General features: G+C 64.5%; 19 protein-coding genes, 1 tRNA gene and 2 pseudogenes. 9 read left to right on the forward strand and 13 right to left on the reverse strand.

Translation table 11 applies throughout. From position 1 onward, the window contains the following. Nucleotides 1–145, forward strand: a 145-nt coding sequence (locus ASF20_RS10705; protein WP_156648029.1) for a transposase, incomplete at its 5' end; no start/stop codon positions are given. Between the two features lie 401 nt (nucleotides 146–546). Here the strand turns inward: ASF20_RS10705 and ASF20_RS10715 are convergent. The 7 genes and pseudogenes from ASF20_RS10715 to ASF20_RS10740 all read right to left on the reverse strand — a co-directional run bounded on the left by ASF20_RS10715 (nucleotide 547) and on the right by ASF20_RS10740 (nucleotide 6063). After that, nucleotides 547–1419, reverse strand: coding sequence for a class I SAM-dependent methyltransferase (locus ASF20_RS10715; RefSeq protein ID WP_082501286.1), 873 nt, complete (start codon nucleotides 1417–1419; stop codon nucleotides 547–549). A 553-nt stretch (nucleotides 1420–1972) separates the two neighbouring features. Further along, the gene (locus ASF20_RS10720; RefSeq protein WP_056274021.1) at nucleotides 1973–2194 is read right to left on the reverse strand and encodes a hypothetical protein; all 222 of its coding nucleotides are present in this window, start codon (nucleotides 2192–2194) and stop codon (nucleotides 1973–1975) included. Between the two features lie 136 nt (nucleotides 2195–2330). Next, nucleotides 2331–3296 (reverse strand): annotated as a pseudogene (locus tag ASF20_RS10725) (IS481 family transposase). Between the two features lie 67 nt (nucleotides 3297–3363). After that, a pseudogene (locus tag ASF20_RS10730) lies at nucleotides 3364–3534 on the reverse strand (transposase); the annotation flags it as partial. Between the two features lie 194 nt (nucleotides 3535–3728). Next, nucleotides 3729–4688 (reverse strand): hypothetical protein, encoded by a 960-nt coding sequence (locus tag ASF20_RS23995; protein WP_156648030.1) that lies wholly within the window; start codon nucleotides 4686–4688, stop codon nucleotides 3729–3731. Between the two features lie 727 nt (nucleotides 4689–5415). Next, a complete protein-coding gene (locus tag ASF20_RS10735) occupies nucleotides 5416–5649 on the reverse strand; it encodes a hypothetical protein (RefSeq protein WP_056274024.1) in 234 nt (77 codons plus the stop codon). Between the two features lie 339 nt (nucleotides 5650–5988). After that, nucleotides 5989–6063: transfer RNA gene (locus ASF20_RS10740), tRNA-Gln, on the reverse strand. Nucleotides 6064–6163: 100 nt separating this feature from the next. On the opposite strand from ASF20_RS10740, the gene ASF20_RS10745 reads away from it, so the two are divergent. The 3 genes from ASF20_RS10745 (at nucleotide 6164) to ASF20_RS10755 (ending at nucleotide 9670) form a co-directional block, all read left to right on the forward strand. Continuing rightward, nucleotides 6164–6916 carry an SDR family oxidoreductase gene (locus ASF20_RS10745; protein WP_056274026.1) on the forward strand — a complete coding sequence of 251 codons (753 nt, stop codon included), beginning with the start codon at nucleotides 6164–6166 and terminating at the stop codon, nucleotides 6914–6916. A gap of 102 nt (nucleotides 6917–7018) precedes the next feature. Continuing rightward, nucleotides 7019–8638, forward strand: a complete 1620-nt coding sequence (locus ASF20_RS10750; RefSeq protein ID WP_056274029.1) for a peptide chain release factor 3 — start codon at nucleotides 7019–7021, stop codon at nucleotides 8636–8638. Between the two features lie 240 nt (nucleotides 8639–8878). Continuing rightward, nucleotides 8879–9670 (forward strand): DUF2189 domain-containing protein, encoded by a 792-nt coding sequence (locus tag ASF20_RS10755; RefSeq protein WP_056274032.1) that lies wholly within the window; start codon nucleotides 8879–8881, stop codon nucleotides 9668–9670. A 15-nt stretch (nucleotides 9671–9685) separates the two neighbouring features. Here ASF20_RS10755 and ASF20_RS10760 read toward each other — a convergent pair whose 3' ends face one another. Both ASF20_RS10760 and ASF20_RS10765 read right to left on the reverse strand, forming a co-directional pair. Then, nucleotides 9686–10138: a response regulator gene (locus ASF20_RS10760; protein ID WP_056215936.1), complete on the reverse strand. Its 453-nt coding sequence runs from the start codon at nucleotides 10136–10138 to the stop codon at nucleotides 9686–9688. 55 nt (nucleotides 10139–10193) lie between these two features. Further along, a complete protein-coding gene (locus ASF20_RS10765; protein WP_056274034.1) occupies nucleotides 10194–10661 on the reverse strand; it encodes a BLUF domain-containing protein in 468 nt (155 codons plus the stop codon). A gap of 252 nt (nucleotides 10662–10913) precedes the next feature. On the opposite strand from ASF20_RS10765, the gene ASF20_RS10770 reads away from it, so the two are divergent. The 4 genes from ASF20_RS10770 (at nucleotide 10914) to ASF20_RS10785 (ending at nucleotide 16497) form a co-directional block, all read left to right on the forward strand. Further along, complete coding sequence (locus ASF20_RS10770; protein ID WP_056215930.1) at nucleotides 10914–12308, forward strand: flagellar hook-basal body complex protein; 1395 nt, start codon at nucleotides 10914–10916, stop codon at nucleotides 12306–12308. Between the two features lie 46 nt (nucleotides 12309–12354). Beyond that, entirely contained in the window at nucleotides 12355–14232 is a 1878-nt protein-coding gene (gene flgK, locus ASF20_RS10775; protein WP_056274037.1) for a flagellar hook-associated protein FlgK, read from the forward strand. 56 nt (nucleotides 14233–14288) lie between these two features. Continuing rightward, on the forward strand, nucleotides 14289–16103 hold the full coding sequence (locus tag ASF20_RS10780) for a hypothetical protein (protein ID WP_056274040.1): 1815 nt from the start codon (nucleotides 14289–14291) through the stop codon (nucleotides 16101–16103). A 70-nt stretch (nucleotides 16104–16173) separates the two neighbouring features. Then, nucleotides 16174–16497, forward strand: a complete 324-nt coding sequence (locus ASF20_RS10785; RefSeq protein WP_056274042.1) for a porin — start codon at nucleotides 16174–16176, stop codon at nucleotides 16495–16497. A 40-nt stretch (nucleotides 16498–16537) separates the two neighbouring features. Here the strand turns inward: ASF20_RS10785 and ASF20_RS10790 are convergent, their stop codons facing one another. The 3 genes from ASF20_RS10790 to ASF20_RS10800 are packed head-to-tail and all read right to left on the reverse strand — an operon-like array spanning nucleotide 16538 to nucleotide 18506. Continuing rightward, nucleotides 16538–17026: a hypothetical protein gene (locus ASF20_RS10790; RefSeq protein WP_056274156.1), complete on the reverse strand. Its 489-nt coding sequence runs from the start codon at nucleotides 17024–17026 to the stop codon at nucleotides 16538–16540. Continuing rightward, nucleotides 17010–17387, reverse strand: a complete 378-nt coding sequence (locus ASF20_RS10795; RefSeq protein ID WP_056215917.1) for a rod-binding protein — start codon at nucleotides 17385–17387, stop codon at nucleotides 17010–17012. Before ASF20_RS10795 ends, ASF20_RS10790 begins: the two co-directional genes overlap by 17 nt. A 45-nt stretch (nucleotides 17388–17432) precedes the next feature. Next, nucleotides 17433–18506, reverse strand: a complete 1074-nt coding sequence (locus ASF20_RS10800; RefSeq protein WP_244476397.1) for a flagellar basal body P-ring protein FlgI — start codon at nucleotides 18504–18506, stop codon at nucleotides 17433–17435. Nucleotides 18507–18813: 307 nt separating this feature from the next. Between ASF20_RS10800 and ASF20_RS10805 the strand changes: the two genes are divergently transcribed. Beyond that, on the forward strand, nucleotides 18814–19239 hold the full coding sequence (locus ASF20_RS10805; RefSeq protein ID WP_056274047.1) for a flagellar assembly protein FliX: 426 nt from the start codon (nucleotides 18814–18816) through the stop codon (nucleotides 19237–19239). 22 nt (nucleotides 19240–19261) lie between these two features. Here the strand turns inward: ASF20_RS10805 and ASF20_RS10810 are convergent, their stop codons facing one another. Next, nucleotides 19262–19804, reverse strand: a complete 543-nt coding sequence (locus ASF20_RS10810; protein ID WP_056274049.1) for a ferritin-like domain-containing protein — start codon at nucleotides 19802–19804, stop codon at nucleotides 19262–19264. Between the last annotated feature and the right edge of the window lie 337 nt (nucleotides 19805–20141).

Below are 20141 nucleotides of genomic sequence, written 5' to 3' on the forward strand. Positions count from 1 at the left end.
GATCTACAACAACCGCAATCAGGTCGAACGCCTCTGGGCCAAGCCCAAGGAATGGCGTGCCATCGCCACCCGATACAAGAAGACCGCCATCAGTTTCATGAACGTCCTCTGCCTCGCCGCCGTCATCAATTGGCTCAAGCGATGACACATCCTAGAGGCTGAACAATGAGCTCCTGGGCGGGGTCATCCTGCTCTCGGTCATCGCCGTCGTGTGCCACGTCTGCACGCCCGGCACGGTCGAGGAGGACGGCAACCCAGTGGTGCCCCGCCGGAACCAATACGCGCTCGCGATCGGCTTCGGCATTGCGGTGTTTACCGTTGGCGCGCTAATCGCGTCGAAGCCTGACATCGGCCCCAATCTCGAACGCTCGCGGCCCTGGATCGGCGATTGGTGGCAGACTGGCATCCGTCTCGTGACTGGAGCCTCGCCGACGTAGCCTGGAACAACCTCTGCGCCGGCCCGTTCACACCAGACCAAAGCGAGACTTGACCTTCACCCACCCGGCTCCGGCCGCAGCGGGCTTGTCAATTTTTGACCTCTGAAGTCTAGCGCTTCTTCAGCACAATCATATCTTGATAATCTGGGTACTGCTCTTGATACTCAACAATCTCAAACATTCGAGACCACATTCGCCGGATGTAATCAGTGCTGTAGACGACGTTCGAGGCATATGAGCGATCGTTGTGCCAGCGAAGGGTGATCTTACCCTGTTCCTTCAACTCGTCAGCAAACTGCGGCGACCAGCGCGGGTGCGTCGTGAGAGGTACGTACATCGGCCACGACTCGTCCATGCGGGCGATCTGATTTTCGGTGACGATGCTCAAAAGTGCGATCCCGCCAGGCTTGAGCACGCGACGGATCTCGGCAAGCCACTGGAGCTCAAAAGTCTCGATGTGGCTGAAGACGGACCACGCCGAAAAGACATCAACCGAGGCGTCGGCCAGAGGCAATGTTGGGACAGAGCTCGTCTGCACAGGGATGATGCTGGATGGCAGATACCGCTCCATCCAGACGATATGCCGCCAGTTGATGTCAAAGGCCCAGATCTCCTTGAAAGCCTTCTGTCGAGCGAGGTGCCGGACGACCCGACCGCTCGCGGCGCCGATCTCTGCGTACACCTCTCGACGAGTATGATGTTCCGAAGCTTTCTCCTGGATCTTGGACGCTAACTGCGCACCCGAGATCCAGTACTCGTAATGCCTGTCACCATTGTAGCCCTCTCGGTCCTGCGGGAGCGGCAACGGATCAGGGTCATTAGCTTCAAGTTCTGCAATTCTCTCGGCAGATGCAAAATCCGTGTTGACGGTCCAGTTTCGCCGTTCATCAATCTCGCTGACGCAAGGAATCACATCGAACTTTGGTTCGTCTTGGCTGTTGAGAGCGATAAAGTCTTCCCAAATTCTGCTTCCGTCAGACATGCAATAAGCTCCTGAAAGGCACGAATAGCGAAATTTTCACATACCTGTGATCGATGACCTTCGCTAGCTGTGCGAGCGCACAATTGCAAGCTGTGCGCACACCAAGGGAGGAATATCGTTGCTCTCACCACTCCCCTTACACCAGGGTTCGCACGCCCCCAAACCCCGCCGGCATCTGCCGAGCGGAGCTTTTGCGTTTGAGCGAGCGGATCTCCGCTCGCCGACTCGCCGTCGTCGGCCGTCTTTGGTCTGAATCCAGATCTCGGCCACACAGCTGATCGCATCCGGTCCTGGATCATAGTCTCAGCACCAGAGCGGGTTCGCCTTCGGGCCGCGAGTGAGGTCGACCGCCTCGCGTAGGATCAGGCACAGCCGGATTTCGCCCTGGTGCCGCTGAAGCAGGAGCTCGTGCACGCACTTGCTCGATGCAATCCACTCCGAACTGGTCGTCGTCGCGGGAAAGATGCGCGGGTGGTAGTCGTCGGTCGTGATCTCGCGTCAGGGCAGGGCGTCTCGTCACTCACGGCTTCTCCGGCTGGGCGCGGCGCCTCGCTCATTCCTCCCTCTGCTGCTCGGTAGGGCTGCCAAAGGGCCTCTGCGGCTTCATGCCGACCATCACCGCATGCCTCATCACGCCGTGTGCCGTGCTGAGGTGGGCATCGATCTTGTAGAGGCCTGCCTTGTTTCCCGGAATGGTTTCCACCTTCCGGCCCCGGCCCCTGAGGAGCGCGACCGCATGCTGGATCTCGTCGAGTGTGGGTGCTTGCAGGCTCATGACTTGTCCGGCAGTGCGAGTAGGATCGCGGTGCGTACGGCGGCGCGGCGCGGCGCAGGTGTTCGGTCGCTTCCCGATTCGCGACCGTCGCCTTGGCCCACGGTTGCGCCTTCACGGCCTCTGCCACGCCCTAGACCTAGGTGTTCAGTCGCGAGGCGAGATGGGTCGGATCGTATCTGAACCGGCTTGGATCGTCTGCCCAGGCTCTACAGGTCGCCTCGTATGGCGTAAGGCCGCGTAGGGTCTTGAGCCGGCGAGCGAAGTTGTAGGCATCCAGGAAGGCGGCGAGGTGGTCTCGCAGTTGGTCGTGGCTATCGTAATGGTAGCGCTTGACCGTCGCCTCCGTGAGAGTCCGGTTCATGCGCCCGACCTAGCCATTGGTCCACGGGTGGTTTGGCTTGGTGAGCCGATGCTCAATGTCGTGCGCCCGGCAGATCTGATCGAAGCGGTTGACGCGGTACAGGGCAGTCGGGCCTCGACGGTTCTTGGGCAGCTCGGCGAACTGGATGCCGTTGTCGGTCAAGATGATGTGCAGGCGGTAAGGACAAGCCTCAATGAGCGCCTCCAGGAAGGCGAAGGCCACGGGCCGATCAGCGCGTTCGTGCAGCTGGGCAAAGGCGTATTTGGATGTCCTGTCTATGGCCACCCAAAGGTACAGCTTGCCTTCGCCGGTGCGAACTTCCGCGATGTCGATATGGAAGAAGCCGATCGGGTAGGCCTTGAAGGCTTGCTTACCGGGTTTGTCGCCGCCGACCTCGGGTAACCGGCTGATCCCGTGGCGCTGCAGACAGCGATGCAGCGACGAGCGGGTCAGGTGCGGGATGGTGGCCTGGAGCGCGTACAGGCAGTCGTCGAGCGGCAAGAGGGTGTGCCGGCGGAAGGCAACGATCATCGCCTCCTCTTCGGTCGTGAGCACCGTCGAGCGCGGCGTCTTCGGTCCCATCACCGCGTCATGCACGAAGGCGCGCTTACGCCACTTCGCGACCGTCTTGGGGTTCAGTCCATGCTGTGCGGCAAGCTCTTTGAGCGAAGCTTTCGATCGCTGTAGCGCTGCTCTGACCGCGTGCGTGGTCGTGGCGCAGCCGTGAAGAACCTGTCCCATAACGCCTCCCGGTATGAAGCGACCTCAGCTAAACTGATGCCACCACACCGCGGGACTGCACAGTGCGCGGGCCATACGCGGTTGGGCAGTCGCGCCAGCGGCAGCCTGAGGTGAGTACGTGCAGGATGCCGAAGATGACCTGCCGATCGTCGTTCCGCTCTGGCCCAGGCTGGTTCTTGGGCATGAACGGTTCCATGACCGCCCATTGCTCGTCCGAAAGCCAGAACAGGTCCGCCATCGCCACCTCCGTGCTGGAAAACGGCGGCTCTGAATCACAAAACCATCCCTCTCGCAATGCCTTGGTTCGGTTCAGACCCTAAAGTGCTGCCGATACGGATTTGCATACAATTATGCATTGACATCCGTAAGATTATCGCTGCGCTCGGATAAATAAATTAAAGAATCGGCGAAATTGAGGAGGTTTGTTGATTTCTAAGCGAAGAGGACATCTCCAGCTGGGTTTTGCACCACGAAGGCTTTGCCCTCGTCTACCCAATTTACGCCGGCAGAGCCGTGACGAATACCGTCCGCCTCATTCATTGTGGCGAAGTGGTGCTGACCACTTTGGGTGTTGTAAAAGCGCTTAAGGGCAAAGGTACCGTCAGCGCCCTCATTTCCATAAATTTCAAACCCGGCACCTTCATAGTAATATTTTGTCCCGAGGATCTGTTCGATTGCATCCCGCTCGCTTGCGCTGGTCGTGTAGAAATGGTCTCTTGTATGCGTATCGTAGAAGCGGAATGTATCGATTGTATTTGCAGCTTTGTCAGGCGTTGACCAAGGCGTGCCCTCAAACTTATAGACTTGACTAGTATTCTCGATCGACCCTCGCTCATTAAAATCGGTCGTACAAAAATGGTCACCTGTTCCCGTTTGATAAAAACGAAAAACGTTGTGCAGTCTTGGGCTTTCATTAGACACGGTCGGATAGTCTCTAACCTTGGATGTAACGGTTAGGCCCATATACTTAAGTATTGCGAGATCCAGATCGCTTATCGCATAATTTTGACCCGCTTTAAACAATAGGCTGGCCATGAGATCGTTGGCTGCGCGATCCGAGGCGATGTTGCTGATATGCGCGTACTGCTCCCCATTCCTGACCGTGGTCTCTGGGACACCACTCCCATAGACTGCCTCCGCTACGGAACCGGTTAGATAGGCAGTACCATCTCCGGTGACCATTGTGAATTTGTCCCAAGTCGTCTCATTGGTGCTAAGAGCACCAGTCGTTTGATCTCGGAAGCCTCCAAACCCTAACCCATGCGCAATCTCGTGCTCAAACAAGCTGAGACCACTGATCTGATTTGCTGACGGGCTGGCGTTAGGATCGAGCTGCAAATTCTGAAAACTAGGATCGATTTTAACAACGATATCCAGCTGTGTTCCATTCAAGTCCTTGCCGGTAGCAAGTTCGCATGCGGCGCCACTTTGAAAAACCGTATGCTCGTTGTCAGTTCCAATAGGTGTGCTAGCAATCCATCCACCGTTTACATAGTAGAAATTTGATTAAGTCTGGGTCTTTCTAATATTAAATTGAATATCTAGCGCCCCTAGTCCACTAAGATAACTTTACCACTTCGCGGCAGCGGCATTTGCGAGCGCAAGAACGGCACTGCGGAGAGAAGATCCAGTTGGATCGTTGAGGGATGCTGTGTATTGAAAGGACATAAGGCAGTCCGTCGAATCATGGCTTCCATTCGCACTATCTATTCGAATATCAATCAAAAACGTTCCCCATAAGTCACATTCGAGAATTGATTTGCAAATTCAATGTACCCGGATTTTGCTTAATGTTCGCGGTACGCCCTTGAGTTCCTGGCGACTTCTCCAGTCGGCGCAATAGTATCGCGGCACGAACTGCTCTCCGCTTCCATCGGGCGTCAGAATCCTCGCCGGCATTGGCGTCGGCCACTGAGGGCTCTCCATGTGGGCTCACAGCTCCCATGAGATCGATACGATAGCCATCCTCGAACGCGGAGGCAGTGATGTTCGGATCCGCTAAGTGGGCGTCAACGGCCGCGCTGACATTCTCATCTGTTAGAGCGCCGGCTAGGAAAACCGTGTTGTCGATTCGGTCATGCTCCGTTATTTCCGTCGATACGCATAGATTCGGGCAGCGTCACCGCCCGAACAGCCACAGCGGCACCGCGCCGCTGGGCCAACCCGGCTTGTCCCGATAGAACGTCATGTTCCCGAACCGCATTTGCTTGTCGGTGATCGCGGAAACCCGCTCGGCGCTGAGAACCATGGCGCCGCAGAAATCAGGTCGGATCGTACCGACCTCAGGGTGTACGCCGAAGACCTCGAGGGTCGTCCAGCCGAGGGCTGCCGCCTTGTCGGCCCAGCGATCCAAGAACTCGACGCACGCCTCGTGCGCGCCGCCCCATGACTGCAGCAGGAAGCCCGGGCAGGGGACGACGCTGGTTCGGAGGTCAAGGAAGCCCCCCGCGCCAGAGCTTCGGGTCAGCGGGGACCATCTTCGGCTTGGGTGACGTTGGCATGGGATCCGGCGGTTGATGCGGGCCGGACGAGATAGGGGAGGCGGGGCAGCGGACCTATGGCCGAAGGGTCACAGGCGGCGCTTCGTATGCCCCCGTCGACTGTGCCGACTCATGTGCGTCCCAAAAACACGGTCTGTTCTGATGTGGCCGAGAAGTCCGACTAGCCATCCAGCTGAAACACAAGGAAAGTTTGGCTGGGGCGCCAGGATTCGAACCTGGGAATGGCGGTACCAAAAACCGCTGCCTTACCACTTGGCGACGCCCCATCGCGCTCGGCGGAGAGGTGTCTAGACGCAGTATCGGGTGCTGGCAACAGGGGGAGGGGACGCTTATGGCTCTCGCGGGTTCAGCGGGAGGCGTTGGGACATGAGCGGGCGGATCGCGGTGGTAACGGGGGCAGGGTCGGGGATCGGACGGAGCGTGGCCCTGGCGCTGGCCGTGGCCGGCTATGATCTTGCCCTGGCCGGGCGGCGCTTGGCCCCTCTGGAGGCCGTGGCCGGAACGGCGCGGGCGGCCGGCGTGGCCGCGGAGGCGGTAGAAACGGACGTGGCGGACGCGGATTCGGTGGCGCGGCTGTTCGCCCGGGTGGGCGAGCGGTTCGGGCGGCTCGACCTCCTCTTCAACAATGCCGGGCTCTTCACCCCCGCAGCGGCGATCGACACGGTCGCCCTCGACGACTGGCGACGCTCGGTCGACGTGAACCTCACCGGTGCGTTCCTGTGCACGCAAGGTGCCTTCCGGATGATGAAGGCGCAGGATCCTCGGGGCGGGCGCATCATCAACAACGGCTCCATCGCCGCGCAGGCGCCGCGGCCGCATTCGGCGCCCTACGCGGCCACCAAGCACGCGATCACCGGCCTGACCAAGGCGACGGCCCTGGACGGGCGCCCCTTCGACATCGCCTGCGGGCAGATCGACGTCGGCAATGCCGAGACGGAGATGACGGCGGGCATCGTCAAGGGCGCCCGGCAGGCGGATGGCAGCATTCGCCCCGAGCCCGTGATGGATGTGCGGCATGTCGCCGACGCCGTGGTCTACATGGCGGGCCTGCCGCTCTCGGCCAACGTCCCGTTCCTCACCGTGATGGCCACCGCCATGCCCTATCTCGGACGCGGCTGAGTTTTGCGCATCGCGTCCGAAACGCCTACAGAACACCCCTTCGTCGCTTATCCGTCGCGAATGCAGTGCCGCCCACGGCGGACCCGGAAATTTTTGCTCGCCATGCTGATGCCGTCTGAGATCAAGCCGCCGGAGGCGAAGGCCGACCCCGTCGCCCGCCGCCGCACCTTCGCGATCATCTCGCACCCGGATGCCGGCAAGACCACGCTCACCGAGAAGCTGCTGCTGTTCGGCGGCGCGATCCAGCTCGCCGGCGAGGTCAAGGCCAAGCGCAACCGGGTCTCGACCCGCTCGGACTGGATGGGCATCGAGAAGGAGCGCGGCATCTCCGTCGTCACCTCGGTGATGACCTTCGAATACGGCGACTGCGTCTTCAACCTCCTCGACACCCCCGGCCACGAGGACTTCTCCGAGGACACCTACCGCACCCTGACGGCGGTCGATTCGGCCGTGATGGTGATCGATGCCGCCAAGGGCATCGAGGCGCGTACCCGCAAGCTGTTCGAAGTCTGCCGCCTGCGCGACATCCCCATCGTCACCTTCATCAACAAGCTCGACCGCGAGGCGCGCGACCCCTTCGAGCTCCTCGACGAGATCGAGAAGGTGCTCGCCCTCGACGTGGCGCCGGTGACCTGGCCGATCGGTCGCGGGCGAAGCTTCGCCGGCACCTACGACCTCGGCAACGGCCGGGTGCGCCGCCTCGACGCGGCGGACGATGCCGGGACTGTGGCGGTGACGGGCGTCGACGATCCGCTCTTCGACCAGCTGCTGACCGAGGACGGTGAGGCCGCGACCTGGCGGGAGGAGGCGGAGCTCGCCGAAACCGGACTGAAGCGCTTCGACCTCGCGGCGTTCCGCGAGGGCCACCTGACGCCGGTGTTCTTCGGCTCGGCCCTGCGCAATTTCGGCGTGCGCGACCTGATCGACGGGCTTGCCCGCTTCGCACCGCCACCGCGCGGCCAGGATGCCGACAAGCGCCTCGTAGAGCCGACCGAGCCGAAGATGACCGGCTTCGTCTTCAAGATCCAGGCGAACATGGATCCGAACCACCGCGACCGCATCGCCTTCATGCGGGTCTGCTCGGGGCGCCTGAATCGGGGCATGAAGGCCAAGCTGGTCCGCACCGGCAAACCGATGTCGCTCTCCGCGCCGCAGTTCTTCTTCGCTCAGGACCGGGCGATCGCGGACGAAGCCTTTGCGGGTGACGTGGTTGGCATTCCGAACCACGGCACCCTGCGCATCGGCGACACCCTGACCGAGGGCGAGGAGATCGTGTTCCGCGGCGTGCCGAGCTTCGCGCCCGAGATCCTGCGGCGGATCAAGCTCACCGACGCCATGAAGGCGAAGAAGCTGAAGGAGGCCCTGCAGCAGATGGGCGAGGAAGGCGTCGTGCAGGTCTTCCGCCCGCATGACGGCTCCCAGGCTATCGTCGGCGTCGTGGGCGCCCTGCAGCTCGACGTGCTGAAGGAGCGTCTCCAGGCGGAGTACGGCCTGCCGATCGACTACGAGCCGACCCGGTTCTCGATCTGCCGCTGGATCACCGCCGAGAAGGAGCCCGAACTCGACAAGTTCATCGGCAGCCACGGCTCCGCCATGGCGAGCGACCTCGATGGGGCCCCGGTCTTCATGGCCACGACGGCCTTCTCCCTGCGCTACGAGGAGGAGCGCGCCCCGGAGGTCCGCTTCAGCGACATCAAGGACTATCAGAAGCGCGCGGCCTGACACAGGCCGCCCAGCGCCAAGCTTTCGCGCCGCGGCAGACAGTATCCGAAAATCTTCGCTCGCATATCCGCGCGGCTGAAGACAAGACCGCCGAAAGGGATTAGCGTCGAGGGTAGTCGCTCTCGGCGCAAGCACGCACGGGCATGCGCGGCGGGATTGGGTCCGGAAGGGCTTTTGTCTTGCCGAGACGGGCTCGGGCGCCGACGTCGTGGGCATCCTCCCTGCGTGAGGGCTTGAGCCATGACGACCCTTCCGGTTCACGATTTCGGCCACAGCATGGCCCGTCCGGTGGTGAACGCCATCGACGGGCACGACCTCTCGATGGCGCTGCGCCGCGGCGTCGACGATTTCCTGGCGATGCCGACCCACGCCCTCTTCATCGGGCTGATCTATCCCCTCGTCGGCATCGTGCTGGCCACCGCCGCCTTCGGCACCGAGGTCCTGCCCCTGGTCTTTCCCCTGGCGGCGGGTTTCGCCCTGATCGGCCCCTTCGCGGCGATCGGCCTCTACGAACTGAGCCGCCGCCGCGAGAAGGGCCTGTCCACCGACTGGGCCTACGCCTTCGCCAACCTGACACGTCCGGCTGCGGGCGCCCTCGCCGGGCTCGGACTGCTGCTGGCGGTGGTCTTCGCCTGCTGGCTGGTGGTGGCGCAGGGGATCTACTGGGCGCTCTACGGAACGAGCGTGCCGGATTCGATCTTTGCCTTCGCTCAGGACGTGCTTACCACCCCGCGGGGCTGGGCCCTGATCGTCATCGGCAATCTCGTGGGTTTCGCCTTCTCCCTCGTGGTCCTCGCGCTCAGCGTGGTCTCGGTGCCGATGCTCGTGGACCGGGACGTGGACATGCTGACGGCGCTCGAAACCTCGCTCGCCGCCTTCCGGCGCAATCCGCGGACCCTGACGGCCTGGGGCTTCATCGTGGCCGGCCTGCTCATCCTCGGGTCGCTGCCACTCTTCGTCGGCCTCGCGGTGGTGATGCCGATTCTCGGTCATGCGACCTGGCACCTCTACAGGCGGGTCATCCCCGCCTGAGACCGACGGTCGGCCTCAGAACTTTCCCAACATCGGGAAGTCGATGCTCAGGGCCGATTCGGTGGCCAGCGGCGCCTCGCGCCGGCGCGGCTTGCGATTGATGACCTGCTTCAGCTTGGCCTTCAGCACCGACATGTCGAAGGGCTTGAGGATGAAGGCATCGGCGCCCGCCTGGTGGGCGAGGTTGATGTCCTCGAAGTCGAACGAGGCTTCCGTCAGCAGGAACGGCGTGTTCATCAGGGCGTCGTCCGCCCGGATCTCCCGCAGGAACGAGAGGCCGTCCATCGGCTCCATGTCGAGATCGGAGATCACGAGCGCGTAGCGGCGCTCCCGCATGCGCTCGAGGGCCGTGACCGCATCGGTCACGCCCTCGACATCGGGAAAGCCAAGCCGATTCATCAGAAGGATGACCAGCTTGAGCAACTTCTCCTGGTCATCGACGATGAGGATCGCGGGCGTATCGCTCATGGAATTTCACGGGTTTGAGGACGGGGCGACGACGGCGCGCCACGCAACCGCAGCATCAGACGAAGAGGTGGTCGATACCCTGCTTCGTCATCGACTCCGCCTGAAGGGTCGCCGCGAGGGCATGGATCGCGATGCCCTTCGGCGTTCCGCGCTGGAACATCGGGAGCAGGTTGGCCTTCTGGAAGATCGCGTCGTTGACCGGACTCCGGATCCCCGTGGTGAAGGAGTTCACGAACTCACGTTTCAGGATCTCGCGCCATTCCACGATCTGCACGTCACGATGCCGCGAATCGTTGCTGATCCGGGCAAAGGTCTCGCTCACCGAAGCCCGCTCGCCCTCGATGACCTGCGCAGCGAAGTTCTGCTCGATGAGCAGGAAGCTGGTGATCACCGAGAACTCGTTCTTCTTCTGCGCCTGCCGCGTGATCTCGCCGATCTGCCGGGTGCGCGTCGCCGCGTCCGCCGCGAGGTTGAGTCGCGAGAAGTAGATCAGATGGACGAGGGTCGACCGTTTGGCTCTCATGATTTCGATCCACCACCTTGTTCCGGCGACCTTAGACGCGACGACGATAACGGCACGTAAACGACCTCGCCTGCGACCGTTGACCCGGCAAAAGCTGCCGATGGGACGAAGCACAGTACGATTCCTGCCGGGTACCGGTCACGAATATCGACGGATAATCAACGACTTGACCATGGCATGCCGATTGCTCGATGAGGCTGAAGCCGTGCGGGAACGCGCCGGCACTGCCACCGTGACGCAAGGTTTTCGGCCATGGATGTCTTCACCGCGATGCAGACGGCCGTTTCCGGCCTCAAGGCGCAGGCGTTCTCGCTCGACAACATCTCGGGCAACATCGCGAATTCCCAGACGACCGGATTCAAGCGGGTCGATACGAGCTTCGTCGACCTAGTCGCCGAGCAGCAGACGCCGAGCCGGCAGGTCGCCGGATCGGTCGCGGCGAATTCTCGCCAGACCACGACGGTGCAGGGCAACCTGAACGCCACCGACATCGGCACGAACATGGCGTTGAACGGGGAGGGCTTCTTCGCCGTGGCCACCAAGTCCGGCGACGCCAACGGCCAGTCAAACTTCGCGACCGGCGATTCCTATACGCGACGCGGCGACTTCGCTCTGGACAAGGACGGGTACCTCGTCAACGGCGGGGGCGCCTATCTCAAGGGCAGCAGCCTAGACCCGCTGACCGGACAAGCGACCGGAGAAGGACCGATTAAGGTCTCGAATTCGATCATACCGGCGCACGCCACCACAACGATCACCTACTCGGCCAACCTGCCCAAGACGCCAGCGACATCCGCCGCGGACGCCAACAAGCCGAACTCGGAACTCATCGGCGATTCCGCGTGGAGAGCGAGTTCGACGGGCGCGCAGGTCAAAATCTCCGATCCGGCAGACATACAGAAATTCGTTGCAACCAGCATCGCTGGGCCGGCACTCACCGCCTACACGCCGAGCGGTGGACCAGTCGGCATCCAGATGCGGTGGGCGAAAGTTCAGAACGGCGCAGCGGCCAACGGGGCGACCCCGGCGACTAACGATGTCTGGAATCTGTACTATGCCGACAAGAGCACCGTGTCGGATTCCGGAACGTCCTGGGTCAATGCCGGTACGGATTTCCAGTTCAACAGCAGCGGTCAGCTGATTTCGCCAGCCTCCAACGCGGTGACCATTCCTGCTCTCACGGTCGGCGACGTTAATCTGGGCAACATTCAGCTCAATTACGGCAGCGGCGGCCTGACGGCCTACACCTCGGCCGGCGGCACCGTGACGACAAATACCCAGACTCAGGACGGCTACACCTCGGGGACACTCACCGGCCTCAGCATCACCACCGACGGCAAGGTCTCCGGTACCTACAGCAACGGCAACACCATCGCGCTGGCGAACATCAAGGTGGTGCAGTTCACCAACTCGGACGGCCTGAAAGCGAATTCGAACGGCACCTATCAGCAGACCCTCGAGTCCGGCACGGCCCTCGTCGGACTGAACGGAACCACCGTCGTCGGCAGCAACGTGGAGCAGTCGAATACCGACATTGCGGGCGAATTTTCTAAGATGATCGTAACCCAACAGGCATATTCCGCCAATACGAAGGTTATCTCGACCGCCCAGGACATGATGTCCGCGTTGATCAACATCATCCGCTGAGGACGCCTGACACCGGACGCGATCCGACACCGAGGGGAGGGGCTTTGTGAGCTTCAACGCCATCAACACCGCCTCCGCCGGGCTGAAGGCGACCCAGGCCGCGATCGGGGTCGTCTCGCAGAACATCGCCAATGTCGGCACGGTCGGGTACACGAAGCGCACCCTCGACACCGTCTCGACGGGCGTTGGCAATTCCGGCGTCTCGGTCGGCACGATCGGCCGGGCCCTCGATGCGGCCTCCATCCGGCAACTGCGCATGGAGACCTCGGGTGCCGCCTATACCGGCTCCCTCTCCGCGGTTCGGACGCAGCTCGATCAGCTCTACGGGACCCCCGGCGCGTTCACGGCCCTGGACGGCGTGATGAACGACTTCGCCCAGTCGCTGCAAGCCCTCGCCAGCGATCCGACCTCCGCACCGGCCCGTGCCACGGTCGTCACAAAGGCCGCGAACCTCGCCTCCACCATCGGCACGATCGCGCAGGGCGTCCAGGACCTGCGCTCGGCGACCGAGAGCCAGCTCGGCAGCGACACGGCGAAGGCGAGTGCGTACCTCGCCTCCATCGCCAAGCTGAACACGCAGATCACGGGCACCACCGACGAGGGGGCCCGCGCCAGCCTGCTCGACCAGCGCGACCAGGCCGTGACCGGCCTGTCCGCCTTCCTGGACATCCAGACCGTCGACCAGCGGGACGGCACCCTGACGGTCATCACCACGTCGGGCATGACCCTCGTCGATCGTGGCGCCGCGGCGATTCTCAGCTTCGACGGACGCGGCACGCTCTCGCCCGACTCGGAATACACGGACAACGCGGCGACCCGGGGGGTCGGAACGATCACCGCGACGACGCCCGGCGGCTCCAAGATCGACCTGATCGCCACCCAGGCGATTCGCTCCGGCTCGCTCGCCGCCGGGATCGAGCTGCGCGACTCGGTCCTGCCGCAGGCGCAGCGCCAGCTCGACGAACTGGCGGCTGGGCTCTCGCGCTCCCTGTCGGATCGCAGCGCGGTGGGTACCCCGCCCACCGACGGGACGACGGGGGCCTTGGATATCGACCTCGCCGGACTGAAGGCCGGTAATGCCGTGACGGTGAGCGTGCGCGACGCCGCCGGCACACAGCGCAACCTCGTCCTCCTCCCCTACACCTCGGACTCTGAGCCGAAAATCGATCGCGCGGATATCAACGACCCGACGGCATCGATCCTTCCGATCAAGCTGACGGGGACCAATGCCGGGCTGCGCGACGCCATCCAGACGGCCCTCGGGGCGAGCTTCAGCGTCACCAGCCAGCTGAGCGCCGGCACCGGCGGCCTGCGCATCCTCACCGATCCATCGAGTGGGGCGCCGACGCTCCTCGGCGTCAGCGCCAGCGTCACGCAACTGAAAGACCCGAACGATTTCCAGAGCGGCGCCGCACAGATTCCGCTCTTCGTCGACGGAAACAAGAAGGGCACGCTCTACACCGGCTCCTTCGACGGCGGTTCGCAGCTGACGGGTTTCGCGCAGCGGATCAGCGTGAACCAGGCGGTGGTCAGCAACACCGCCAACCTCGTGACCCTCTCGTCCAAGACCCTGGCGTCGGATGCGTCGCGGCCCCAGTACCTGTACCAGGCCCTCACCGGTGCGAGCCGAACCTTCGCGGCGGCCAGCGGAATCGGCGGCGTCGCGGCGCCCTACACCGCGAGCGTCCAGGATTTCGCCCAGCGGATCATCGACGCCCAAGGGGCGGGAGCGGCCTCCGCGCAGGACCTCGACGAAGGGCAGGGCATCGCGCTGGCGACCGCCCAGTCCCGCGTCGCCTCCGTCTCCGGCGTGAGCATCGACGAGGAGATGTCGAAGCTCGTGCAGCTCCAGACCGCTTACAGCGCCAATGCGCGGGTGCTCACCGCCGCCCGCGACCTCCTCGACACCCTCCTGCGGATCTGAGGCCGAGCCCCCATGTGCCGAGCCCGACCGAGACCCCGCCCACTTCCGAGGCACCGATGAGCATCGCTCCGTTCAATGCCAGCACCTATCTGGGCGACCGCAACACGGCCAACCTCGTCGGCCTGAAGAGTCGCCTCGATACGCTGACGAACCAGCTCTCCAGCGGCAAGGTCGGCACGACCTATGGCAGCCTCGGCACGGGGCGGACGACCAGCCTGAGCGCGCACGCGGCCCTCAGCGCCCTCGACGGCTACGACGCGGTGATCACGAACGCGACGACCCGCGTTACCCTCGCCAACGCGAGCGTGACGCAGATCAACACCCTCGGCGACGGGATGCGGCGCTCGCTGACCGCCAGCAACAGCTCGACGATCGCCAACACACCGCAGGTCGCGCGCAACAGCCTGGACGCGGCGGTCGATGCCCTGAACGTCGATCTCGCGGGCCAATACATCTTCGGCGGCCGCGCCACCGACTCGCCCCCGGTCGCCGCCACCGACACGATGCTGAACGGCGACGTCGCCAAGGGCCTCGCCGGCCTGAAGACCCTGATATCGGAGCAGAAGACCGCGGACCTCGGTCTGCCGAACGGATCTGGCCGGGTCAGTAGTTCCGTGACCGGGACGTCGGCCAACACCGTGACGATCAGCGAGGACGGGACCGGGGCCGCCGGAACCGAGACGCGGGCCAATTTCGGTTTTCGGCTCCTCTCGGCGACGAGCTCCAACGCGACGGCGATCTCCGCGAGCGAAACCACCGATGCAACGGCTCCGCCTGTGACGTTCACCCTGGCGAAGCCGCCGGCCGACGGCGATCGCCTTCGGATCGCGATCAATCAGCCGGACGGGACGCAGAGCTTCGTCGATCTCACCGCGAAGGCGTCCTCGTCGGCGGGCGCGACAGACACCATGCCGGTCTTCGCCACGGCGGCCGAGGCGCAGACCTACCTCAACACTCGCTTCGCAACCTCGCCGGTCGCGAGCATCCAGGCCCCCACCGATCTCGGTGTGCAAGCCAATTTCGGAACCGGCACGCCGGCGTCGCTGACGCTCGGCGTCAATGGAACACCCGTCGCGGGCGACACCGTGACGGTCAGCGTTGCCATGCGCGACGGCACGACCCAGACCCTGACCCTGACGGCCAGCCCCAACGCCGATCCGACCTCCACCACCGAGTTCTCCCTGGCAGGCGGTCCACAGGCTGTCGCGAACAGTCTCTCGCAGGCCGTCACCAATGCCCTGAAGGGTGCGGCTTCCACCAGCCTCGCGGCGAGCTCGGCGTCCCGAGCGGCACAGGATTTCTTCGCCGGGTCGCAATCCGCCGGCCTCGCACCGCGGCGCATCAGCCTCGACGACAACGGCTACGCCGAAGCGGCCAGCACCAAGACCGTGATCTGGTACACGGGCGACGACACCTCGTCGGATCCACGCGCCACGGCCACGGCGCAGATCGGGGCGAACCGGGTCCTGAACATCGGCGTGCAGGCGAACGAAGCTCCGATCCGGAAGGTGCTCGCCGGTCTCGCCATGATCGCGGCCGATGCGGGAACGACGGCCGTCAGCGGGACGCCGGAGGCCCAACGCTTCAGCGCGCTCGCCGACCACGCCGGCACCCTGCTCGTCTCGAACAACACCACGGGGGGCGTTCCGGGCATCGCCAGCGATCTCGGCCTCGCCGCCAGTACCCTCTCGGACACCAAGATGGAAAACCGGACCAACCGCAACGCCCTTCAGGGCTCGCTCGACGGCGTCGAGAACATCTCGGCGGAGGATGTGACGGCGCAGCTCCTGCAGTTGCAGACGCAGCTCCAGGCGAGCTACCAGGTCACCTCGATGCTCTCGAAGCTGAACTTAGTGAACTATCTCAGCTGAGATCGGCGAGTTGGTCCGGCGGCCGGGATGGCTTAACCCAGGGGCCGGAGCGAATGCGGGAGCCCGGTCCATGACCCCCAGGATGCCTACCGTGCTGGCCATGGCGATGCTGATCGTGCCCGGCCTCTCGGTGGGAGCCGGCGCGGCGGAGCGTCTCCGACCACAGGTTCAGGGGGAGAAACGTCTGCCCTGCCCGAAACAGGGTGCGGGCTTCGTCCGCGTGCCGGGCTCACCCACCTGCATCCGCCTCAGCGGCCGCGCCGTCGGTGGCATCGACGTCGGCAGCCACGGCGCCGCGCCGGTCACGGCGGGGCAGCTTTCGATCGACACGCGCAGCGAATCCGAGTTCGGGCCGGTGCGTGCCTTCGTCCGCATGGGTCACGGGCGTCCCTGACGCGCCCCGCGGACAGGCGTCCCGCCGCGCGTCCTGTTATTCAGAGGCTGCGCGACAGCACCAGCGGCTGGCTTCGCGCGACCCCGCTGCGGCCATAGGGGGAGGGGCCCTGGGACGGGCGGCCATAGACGGTGGGCGTGCGGGTGCGCCCGATCTCGTCCGCCAGGGTCTTCACGAGGCCTTCCGACACGGTTCGGGCCGTCGCTAGGACGGCTTGATTGGTCTCCAGGGCATGGGCGAAGCGGGCATGGGCCGCCTTGAGGGTGGCGATCCCCTCCGGCGCGAAGCGCGCGAGGGCGATGGCGTTAGCCTTCGTCGCCTCGAGGCCCTGGAAATAGGCGGCCGCCAGGGCCGACTTGCGCTCGTTCTCGGCGAGGCCCTCCCGCAGGCGGCCGACGCGGATGTGGTCGCTCTCGCGGGCGAGCACGCCCTCGAGCGCTTCGAGGCTCGCGATCACCCCGGCGACCAGGGCCGTCGCCCCGGCCCGGTCCGACACGCTGGGCGCGGGAACGTCAGCTGACCTTTGCACCGGCACCCTCCTGCATCTTCATCATCTCGCGGAACACCTGGTCGGCGATACCGACGCCGCCGCTCTTCACGATCTGGCCGGCATATTCCTTGGTGAGCATCGACCGGTAGACGCCACCCCCAGTGCCGTTGTCGCCGAGCGGACCGTCGGTGCCCTCGGATTGCGACAGGCGGTCGAGGGACTGCTCCAGGAACATCGATTCGAAGTCGGTCGAGGCCTTCTTGGCCTTGGCCTCGGCGGCCGACTTCGCGGTGCTGCCGGCGCTCCCGCCGACCGCGCTCTGAACGGTCTTGGCAATGTCGCCGACGATGGCCTTGCCGACCCCGAGGGCGGCACTGGCGGCGAGGGGCGCGAACAGCATGGGTTCAGGTCTCCGGCTGGAGTTGGGAGAGGGCGGCGAGAGGCATCACATCACCTCGATATCGGCCTGGAGGGCGCCCGCGGCCTTGATCGCCTGCAGGATCGAGATGAGGTCGCGAGGGCCGACGCCCAGGGCGTTGAGGCCGTCGACGAGTTCGCGCAGGGTCACGCCCTCCTTGACCAGGGCGAGCTTGTTGCCGTCGCCCGTGTCGACCTTGACGCCGGTGCGCGGCACCACCGTGGTGGTGCCGTTGGAGAGGGGAGCCGGCTGGCTCACCTGCGGCTGCTCGGTGATGGTGACGGTGAGGTTGCCCTGCGCGATCGCCACGGTGGAGACCCGCACGTCGCGGCCCATCACGATGATGCCCGAACGCTCGTCGACGACGACCCGCGCGGTCTGGTCGGGTTCGACCTTCAGCTGCTCGATCTCGGTCACGAGCCGGATCATGTTGCCGCTGTAGCGGGCAGGGATCTGCAGGGTCACCGTGGCTGGATCGGTGGGTTCGGCGGTATCGGCGCCCATGAAGTCGTTGATCGCGGCGGCGATGCGCTTCGAGGTGGTGAAATCGGGGTTGCGCAGGGACAGGCGCAGCGAGCGCATGTCGTTCATCTTGAACGCCATCTCGCGCTCGATCATCGCGCCGTTCGGCACCCGCCCGTTCGTGGGAACGCCGCGGGTGATCTTGGCGGCGTCGCCTTCGGCCGAGAAGCCCGCGATGGCCACCGAGCCCTGCGCCAGGGCGTAGACCTCGCCGTCGGCGCCCAGCAGCGGCGTGACCAGGAGGGTGCCGCCCTGGAGGGACTTGGCGTCGCCGAGGGACGAGACGGTGATGTCGATGCGGTTGCCCTGGGTGGCGAAGGGCGGCAGGCTCGCGGTCACCATCACGGCTGCGAGGTTCTGGGTGCGCATGGTAGCGCCGCGGGTGTTCACGCCGAGGCGCTCCAGCATCGCCTGGAGGGACTGCTTCGTGAACGGGATGTTGTTCAGGGTATCGCCGGTGCCGTTGAGCCCGACCACGATGCCGTAGCCCACGAGCTGATTCTGGCGCACGCCCTCCACGCTGGCGAGGTCCTTGACCCGCGACAGGGCGAGGGCGGGGACCGCCTGGCCGACCAGCATCGCCCACCCTGCCAGAATGCAGAGGGCGAAGCGCCGGATTCGGGTGGGGCCGTTCGGAGTGTCGGTCATGGCGCACTTTGCGACGGGAAGGTCCTGTCCAGTCTGCCAGGACCATGCCAACCGAACGCTTGCGCCAAAGCGTTGTTTTTGAACGATATTCTCTGGCAATACCGACGCCGGCCGGGCAAAGGTCCCGGACGCTTCATGCCGACCCGGCACGTTCTGCCGGGTCATTTACGACCGGTTAACCACGCTTGCCGGATTCTGCCGGCGCCGGGCGGACCATCGCCCCGATCGGTCTCACCTCATGCGCGTCGACACCCGCTTCGTCACTGCCAGCACCGGCCCGAGCGCGGCACCGCGCCGGAGCGAAGGCGCGCCCGCCTTCGCCGTCGCCAGCCCGGCAACGAACGCGGGCGGGCCGGGCACCACCGCCGCGGCATCGCTCGCCGGTCTCGATGCCATTCTCACGCTTCAGAGCAACACCGATACGCCGGAGGAGCGCCGGCGCCGGTCGGCCCAGCGCGGCAACGACCTGCTCGATGGGCTCGACCGGCTGAAGGCCTCCCTGATCATGGGCCGCGTCTCGACGCGCGACCTGCAGGCCATCGCGGCCCGCCTGTCGGAGCGCAGCGGCACCAGCGGCGACCCCCGTCTCGATGGATTGATCGCCGAGATCGAGCTGCGGGCCGCGGTCGAACTCGCCAAGCTGTCCGCCGCCCGCGCCGCCTGAGGCGCGGGAGCCGGAGCCGACCTCAGGCCTTCGTCTTCTTGGCGCGCGGCGTGTCGTCCGATCCGGCGGCGACTTCGCTGCCCTCAGTGTTGATCCGCTCGGCGATCTGGCTCAGCAGGGCGTCGGTCTTCTTCTCCTCCTCGAGGGTCTGTTCCAGGAGCTTGGCGGCATCCTCGTAGCCAAGCTGGCGTGCCCAGGTCTTCAGGGTGCCGTAGCGGGCGATCTCGTAATGCTCGACGGCCTGGGCACAGGCAGCCAGCACCGCATCGGCGGCTGGGCTATCGCCGAAATCCTCGAGATCCTCCTCCATCTCGGAGGTAATGCCCTGCATCGCCTCGCAGGTCTTGGCGCGGGCCGGCTTGCCAATGATCTCGAAGACCTGCTGGAGCCGCTCCACCTGCTCGGCACTCTCCTCCGCGTGAGTCTCGAACGCGCTGCGAAGCTCCGCGTGCTCGGCCGCCTTGGCCGACTTCTTCAGGGCTCGGACGGATTGCTTCTCGGCGTAGTAGACGTCCTTGAGGGTCTCGTAGAACGCGTCGTGCAGGGTTTTGGCCTTGGCTGCCATGGGGCGATCTCCGAAGTCGTGACGGTGGAAAAGGATGCGATCACCAGCGGAGTCAGGGCCGAGAAACCGGAAGGGTCCCGCAAGCGTCGCCATGGGAGAACCACACCCGCCGAGGCCAGTTCCCCTGGGATTTTTCTTCAATTTCTCGCTTTGTCTGCAGTGTCTTAGGATAGAATTGCCTGGTAGCACCGAAAATTATCGTTTCCTTGAGGACACCTCCCTGGCCCTGAGAACGAGAGAAGCCAGCAATAGCTTTGCGCATGGGCCCGTGCGACCCCGACGGGACGGCGTCGCCCGCGTTCTCCGCCGGACCGCCCCGGCCTGTCGGCAGATGCAG

The organism is Methylobacterium sp. Leaf88, from assembly GCF_001422795.1.
Taxonomy (GTDB): domain Bacteria; phylum Pseudomonadota; class Alphaproteobacteria; order Rhizobiales; family Beijerinckiaceae; genus Methylobacterium.

Excerpts from the sequence above, each read along its gene's own strand:
- ASF20_RS10715 (WP_082501286.1), bottom strand. The coding sequence starts at position 1,419 with ATGTCTGACGGAAGCAGAATTTGGGAAGACTTTATCGCTCTCAACAGC.
- ASF20_RS10720 (WP_056274021.1), bottom strand. The coding sequence starts at position 2,194 with ATGAGCCTGCAAGCACCCACACTCGACGAGATCCAGCATGCGGTCGCG.
- ASF20_RS10745 (WP_056274026.1), top strand. The coding sequence starts at position 6,164 with ATGAGCGGGCGGATCGCGGTGGTAACGGGGGCAGGGTCGGGGATCGGA.
- ASF20_RS10750 (WP_056274029.1), top strand. The coding sequence starts at position 7,019 with ATGCTGATGCCGTCTGAGATCAAGCCGCCGGAGGCGAAGGCCGACCCC.
- ASF20_RS10755 (WP_056274032.1), top strand. The coding sequence starts at position 8,879 with ATGACGACCCTTCCGGTTCACGATTTCGGCCACAGCATGGCCCGTCCG.
- ASF20_RS10760 (WP_056215936.1), bottom strand. The coding sequence starts at position 10,138 with ATGAGCGATACGCCCGCGATCCTCATCGTCGATGACCAGGAGAAGTTG.
- ASF20_RS10765 (WP_056274034.1), bottom strand. The coding sequence starts at position 10,661 with ATGAGAGCCAAACGGTCGACCCTCGTCCATCTGATCTACTTCTCGCGA.
- ASF20_RS10770 (WP_056215930.1), top strand. The coding sequence starts at position 10,914 with ATGGATGTCTTCACCGCGATGCAGACGGCCGTTTCCGGCCTCAAGGCG.
- ASF20_RS10780 (WP_056274040.1), top strand. The coding sequence starts at position 14,289 with ATGAGCATCGCTCCGTTCAATGCCAGCACCTATCTGGGCGACCGCAAC.
- ASF20_RS10785 (WP_056274042.1), top strand. The coding sequence starts at position 16,174 with ATGACCCCCAGGATGCCTACCGTGCTGGCCATGGCGATGCTGATCGTG.
- ASF20_RS10795 (WP_056215917.1), bottom strand. The coding sequence starts at position 17,387 with ATGCTGTTCGCGCCCCTCGCCGCCAGTGCCGCCCTCGGGGTCGGCAAG.
- ASF20_RS10800 (WP_244476397.1), bottom strand. The coding sequence starts at position 18,506 with ATGCTGGTCGGCCAGGCGGTCCCCGCCCTCGCCCTGTCGCGGGTCAAG.
- ASF20_RS10805 (WP_056274047.1), top strand. The coding sequence starts at position 18,814 with ATGCGCGTCGACACCCGCTTCGTCACTGCCAGCACCGGCCCGAGCGCG.
- ASF20_RS10810 (WP_056274049.1), bottom strand. The coding sequence starts at position 19,804 with ATGGCAGCCAAGGCCAAAACCCTGCACGACGCGTTCTACGAGACCCTC.